The organism is Streptomyces nanshensis, assembly GCF_001751255.1.
GTDB classification, from domain to species: Bacteria; Actinomycetota; Actinomycetes; order Streptomycetales; family Streptomycetaceae; genus Streptomyces; species Streptomyces nanshensis_A.
In genome coordinates, this window is sequence record NZ_LJGW01000381.1 from 1 (window position 1) to 5305 (window position 5305).

Consider the following 5305-nt stretch of genomic DNA (forward strand, 5'->3'; position numbering starts at 1 on the left):
CCGTCGCCCGTCGCCCGTCGCCCGTCGCCCGTCGCGCCGATTCTACCCCGGATATCACCCCCGGGGGGTGCGTTTTCGCAGTTCAGCGGGGTTCCACCCCGGTCCGTCGCCGACATGTCCAGATCGTACCCGGGAGGCAGGCGTGACCTGGGTCGGCCGTATCAGCGGATCTCCGGGACGGCTGCGAAGCGCGGGGGCGGGCAGGGACAATGCCGACCATGAGTGAGTGGGGAGTAGCACTGGTCACGGCTTGCTCGACACTCGCAGGGGGTGTGATCACCGGGTGGTTCGCCCGCAGCGCCGGCCACAGGCAGGCGACCGCCGCGCGGCATGCCGGCGACCGTCAGGCGGACGCCCTGCTGGAGACGGTACGCATGACGCTCCAGGAGCAGCGGACGGTTCGCGTCCTGGACCAGCGCCGGCAGACCTACGTTCAGTTCCTCGAGGCCGCGGAGGCCGTCATCCTGAGCCGCAGGACCGGCGACCGCGCGGGGCCGGACCGTCCAGCCCTGCAACGTGCCCTCGGGACCGTTGTGTTGGAGGGACCGGACGCCGTGGGGCAGGCGGCTCGTGAACTCGTCGACGCTCTGAAGGGCAGCCGTTCCCTGGACGACCTTCAGACCGCCAGGTCGGCATTCGTCACCGCCGCCCGCGAGGCCCTCGCAGACCCGGGGGACGTGTAGCCGTCCGGCACCTCCCGTGTCGTCCGGCGTTTCTCCCTGACGTGGCGATCCCGCCCCCGGCTTGACGGCGCGCCTCCGTAAGTCCGGCTGGGCGGCGGCCGGTCGGGGAGGCACTGCGGGGATTCGCCCACGTTCGCACGCCCCCGCAGCCCCCAACTCCCGCCCGCCCCCTACCGCTTCGGCCCCGCCACCGCGTACACCGCCGTGCCGGCGACGGCCAGGGTCAGGGCGGTCCAGGTGGCCGCCGGGGTGCCGGGTGGGAGGAGCATCCAGGTCGCCACCTGGGTCGGGACGTACGTCGAGGGCGGCGCGACGAACGTGAACGCCAGCCAGGCGGTCGGCAGCGTCCACGCGTGCTGTGCACCGAGCAGCACCGCGCCGAGGGCGGCGAGTCCCGTCAGCCCCGCGCCGTCCCGTACGACGAACGCGAGGGCGGCCAGGTCCTCGCCCAGGGTCTGCACGGCCGGCAGCACGGCGGCGACGACCGCGCCGATCAGCAGCACGTGCACCGCTCTGCGCGGCACCCAGCGGATCGCGGCCGTACGGTCCAACGCGACGTCCTGACCGCCGAGTCCGACCGAGGCCGCCGTCGTCCCGGCGGCCAGGGCCAGCGCGGGCAGCCGCGGATCGGACGGGCCCGCGTGGCCGTCCCGGGCGAGTGCCCACACCGCCGCCGCGCTGATCACCACCGCGGCGAGCGACGCGGGCACCTGCCGCGAGCGGGCGTACAGGAGAGCCCATCTCACCGGGAGTCACCGCCGGCCAGTACGTCGAGCACGTCGATGTCGCAGGAGAGCGCAGCGGAGTGCAACGCCGCGATGCGCGCACGCTGTCGGTCGGGCGGCAGCGCCTTGAGCTTCTTCCACACGGGGCGGGCCTCGGCCATCTGCTCGGCCGGATCGTGGTAGAAGTCGTCGAGCGGCTTGAGGTCCCCGAGGACCCAACTCGCCGCGATGCTCTGCGCGGTGGCCTCTTCGAGCGTGCCGCTCTCGTTCGAGCTGCGGGCGAGGCACGTCGGCGCGATGCCCAGAGCGACCACGGAACGGGTCAGCTCCTCGCCCTTCGCGGAGTCGAACAGCTTGTCCTCGAAGTCGACGAGCACATGCCTGCGGGACCGTGGCGCGGGGTCGCCGATCCCGCGCAGCGCGGTGCTCTCCCGTACCGAGTCCGGCGCCTGGCCGCGCGGCAGGGCTCCGTGCAGCAGCCGCAGCGCCTTGCGGCCGGGGTCCGCGAGTGCGGCCAGCCGCGCCTGGTGCGTCCTCGTCACGCAGACAGGGCCGTCGCACACCGGCGCCGCGGCCTCCTCGTCGACGACGTACGTCTGCCGCGGGGAGGAGGGGAGGACGAGCAGGGCGAGCGCCGCGCCCGCCAGAAGCGGCGTCAGGGCGAGCAGCCGGACGCGCGGGGTCGCGGCGACCAGCAGCGCGAAGCCCGTCCCGGCTATGCCGAGCAGCCACAGAGTCTGCCCGAGATGGACGGAGGCGGACGGGGTCAGCAGCACCTGACGCGCGCCGTCCACCGCCGGCGACAGCAGCGTGACCCGGTTCGGCAGCGAGCCCGACGGCAGGGCCGAGTCCGTGTACTGCCGCAGCAGCGCCGTGAGGAGAAGAGCGCCCACGGTCAGCGCGGGCGGAGTGAGCACGGACGGCAGGGCCCGCGCGACGCCCATGCCCAGCACGGCGCCCGCGACGAGGGAGAACCCCGCCACCAGCGAGATCGGCAGCCAACCCAGGTGCGTGTACGCGGTGTTCGAGAGCACCTGGACCCCGCCCACGAGGACGACGAGCGCGAAGCCCGTCGCCAGCGTGAGCGCCGACGAACCCGCCAGCACGGCCGCCCGGTGCCAGGCGGGACGCGGTGTGCTCGTCAGCAGTTCGGACATGGCCGAGCGGTGGTCGCGCAGCCCCTGCAGCGCTCCGAGCCCGACGGCGAGCGGCCACAGGTAGTTCAGCAGGCCGCGGGTCCACAGGGCCATGGACGTCCACTGCGCCGTCCAGCGCGCGGTGCCGTTCCACCACGGACCGCTCAGCCCGTACAGCAACGCCAGCGCGCCCACCAGGATCACGGCCCCGGCCCAGGGGGCGACGGACCTTCTCGACTCGGTACGCAGAACCCGTACGTTCACCAAGTGCCCCTTTCCTGCGCGGAGTCGAGGAGCAGCGCCGAGTAGCCGCGCTCCAGCGGGCTGTCGCCCACGTGCTCGGGGCCGCCCGCCGCGGCCAGGTCGTCCGGGGTGCCCTGGAAGCGCAGCCGGCCCTCGGCGAAGAGCACCACGTCGGTGCAGGCGGCGGCGACGTCCTCGACCAGGTGGGTCGAGACGACCACGCAGGTGTCCGCGCCCAGTTCCTGGAGCAGTTCGCGGAAGCGCAGCCGCTGCGCCGGGTCCAGTCCGGCCGTCGGCTCGTCCAGCAGCAGGATCGCCGGGTCGTTGACGATGGCCTGGGCGATGCCCACGCGCCGCACCATGCCGCCCGAGAGGGTCTTCATCCGGTCCTCGGCGCGGTCCGCGAGACCGACGCGCTCCACGGCGCGCTGTACGGCCGCGGGGACGTCCGCCTTCGGCACCTCCTTCAGCCACGCCATGTACTCGACGAACTCGCGCACCGTGAAGCGCTTGTAGTAGCCGAACTCCTGCGGCAGATAACCGATCCGGCGGCGCAGCGCACGGTGCGCCTCGCCCGTGCCGCCGGCGGGCTCCCCGAGCAGTTCCAGGCTGCCCGCCGCGGGGCGCAGCACCGTCGCCAGCGCCCGGATAAGGGTGGTCTTGCCCGCCCCGTTGGGTCCGAGGAGACCGTGTACGCCGGTGCCCAGCGACAGGTCGAGCCCGTCGACGGCCATCCGTTTCGCGCCGACCCTGACCTTCAGACCGCCGGCCCGGATCTCCCAGGCGTAGGTCCGCGGTGCGATGTCAGCCGCGCCGACCGCGCGCATCATGTGTGTTCCTCTCCTGTGTCAACGGTGGGTTCCCAGCAGGGAGTAGGCGTCCTTGCGTACGGCCACGACGCCGGCGCCGAGCGCGAGGAGAAGTCCCCACACGGGCATGCCGTCCGGCTGGAGGGCGAAGGTCGTACGGCCGGTGGCCAGCGTCGGCGCCAGGACCACGGCGGCCCACACGACCGCCAGGGCGGCGCAGGCGCGCGTCACGCCGACGACGGTGCCCAGGGCCAGGGCGGCCGAGGTGAAGGCGAGAGCGGGCAGCAGCCACTGCCCGGCGCTCACCCCGGTCGCCCAACTCCCCACCAGCAGCGGGGGGATGACGACGCCGAGCACGGCCGCGGTGCGCCGCAGCACCAGCGGCAGCCCGGCTCGCGGCGCGGAGGCCGTCAGCTCGTACGCCGGGTCCAGGCCGCGCGACCAGGACGCCGCGACTCCGCAGACGGGCAGCAGCGGGGCGAACAGCAGCACCAGCGGCCCGTTTCCCAGACCCGGACGGACCCCGGTCACCTCCAGCAGCAGCGCGATCAGCGTCACGCTCACGGCCGTCGCCAGCCACGGCACCATCACCGGTGTCAGCCACGCCGTCAGCGCCGCCGACCAGCGCCGCCGCGGCGGCACCGGGACGGTCGCGGCGAGGTGGGGCTCCAGCTCGGACCACACCGTGCCGACGAGCGACGCGAGAGCGGGCGCCTCGGACGTCACGGCGGCCGACAGCCGCTCCCGGCACGCTCCGCACGTCTCCAAGTGGGCCTCCAGGGCCCACACTTCGTCGGCGGCGAGCTCCTCCCCGCCCCGCGCGTAGGCGTCGACGATCCGCGTCGACGCGTGTTCCACGCTCATGCCAGCGCCTCCCGCATCGCGATCCGGGCCCGGCGGGCGCGGGTCTTGACCGTGCCCTCGGGCAGCCCGAGCAGGACGGCGGTCTCCCGTACGGAGAGCCCGTCGAGCACCATGGCCTGCAATACCTGTCTGAGTTCGGGCGCGAGACGCCCCAGCGCGTCCCCGACGTCGCCGCCGACCGTCGTCGCGAGCGCCTCCTCCTCGGCGGCGGGTACGACGGGCTGCCCGGCGGCCGCGGGCGGCGGCTCGGCGTGGTGGGCCCGGCGCCGGAAGGCGTCGAGGAGCCGGCGCGCGGCGATCGTCCACAGCCAGCCGACGGCCGAGCCGCCCACCGCGCTCCCCGCGAACGCCCCGGCCGCACGCCACACCGCCAGGTATGTCTCCTGCATGACCTCGGCGACGATCTGCTCGTCCGCGCACCGGCGGCGCAGCCGCACCGCCATCCACGGCGACGTACGCCGGTACAGCTCCTCGAACGCGGCACGGTCGCCTCTGGCCACCAGGCGGACGAGTCGCTCCTCGTCCGCCTCGCGCGGCGCCGCCGCTGCCCTGACTGATCTCACACCTGCTAGACGCCGGACCCGCGCCGTGGGTTTTCCCCGTGATGTGGCGTGCGTCACGCGGGAGTCGGGGAGTCGCGCTCCGGCTGTACGGGGGCGTACGGGCCGTGCGCGGCGGCCGGTCCCGGAGCGATCGGTGCCGTCCTGCGGCGCAGATTTCCCGGGTGCGCGAGGCGAATATAACGCTGGTGTGTCATGGAGAAAATCTGTAGCGGCGAGAGTAGACATGGCGCGGTGCGGAGGTTAGGGTCTTGCCCGTACTCAAGAGGTCCGAGAGTGCGGCAG

General features: G+C 74.0%; 6 protein-coding genes. 1 reads left to right on the forward strand and 5 read right to left on the reverse strand.

Annotated features, from left to right (window positions below):
• The first annotated feature begins 218 nt into the window (after positions 1-218).
• On the forward strand, positions 219-683 hold the full coding sequence (locus AN218_RS23470; RefSeq protein ID WP_070018888.1) for a hypothetical protein: 465 nt from the start codon (positions 219-221) through the stop codon (positions 681-683).
• Positions 684-853: 170 nt separating this feature from the next.
• On the opposite strand, the gene AN218_RS23475 is transcribed toward AN218_RS23470, so the two are convergent.
• The 5 genes from AN218_RS23475 to AN218_RS23495 are packed head-to-tail and all read right to left on the reverse strand — an operon-like array spanning position 854 to position 4960.
• Positions 854-1429: a hypothetical protein gene (locus AN218_RS23475; protein ID WP_070018889.1), complete on the reverse strand. Its 576-nt coding sequence runs from the start codon at positions 1427-1429 to the stop codon at positions 854-856.
• On the reverse strand, positions 1426-2808 hold the full coding sequence (locus tag AN218_RS23480; RefSeq protein ID WP_070018890.1) for a hypothetical protein: 1383 nt from the start codon (positions 2806-2808) through the stop codon (positions 1426-1428). The genes AN218_RS23475 and AN218_RS23480 overlap by 4 nt, the downstream gene beginning before the upstream one ends.
• Positions 2805-3617, reverse strand: coding sequence for an ABC transporter ATP-binding protein (locus tag AN218_RS23485; protein ID WP_216311797.1), 813 nt, complete (start codon positions 3615-3617; stop codon positions 2805-2807). Before AN218_RS23485 ends, AN218_RS23480 begins: the two co-directional genes overlap by 4 nt.
• Positions 3618-3635: 18 nt before the next feature.
• Positions 3636-4460, reverse strand: a complete 825-nt coding sequence (locus AN218_RS23490; protein WP_070018891.1) for a zf-HC2 domain-containing protein — start codon at positions 4458-4460, stop codon at positions 3636-3638.
• The gene (locus AN218_RS23495; protein ID WP_070018892.1) at positions 4457-4960 is read right to left on the reverse strand and encodes an RNA polymerase sigma factor; all 504 of its coding nucleotides are present in this window, start codon (positions 4958-4960) and stop codon (positions 4457-4459) included. The genes AN218_RS23490 and AN218_RS23495 overlap by 4 nt, the downstream gene beginning before the upstream one ends.
• Positions 4961-5305: the final 345 nt, after the last annotated feature.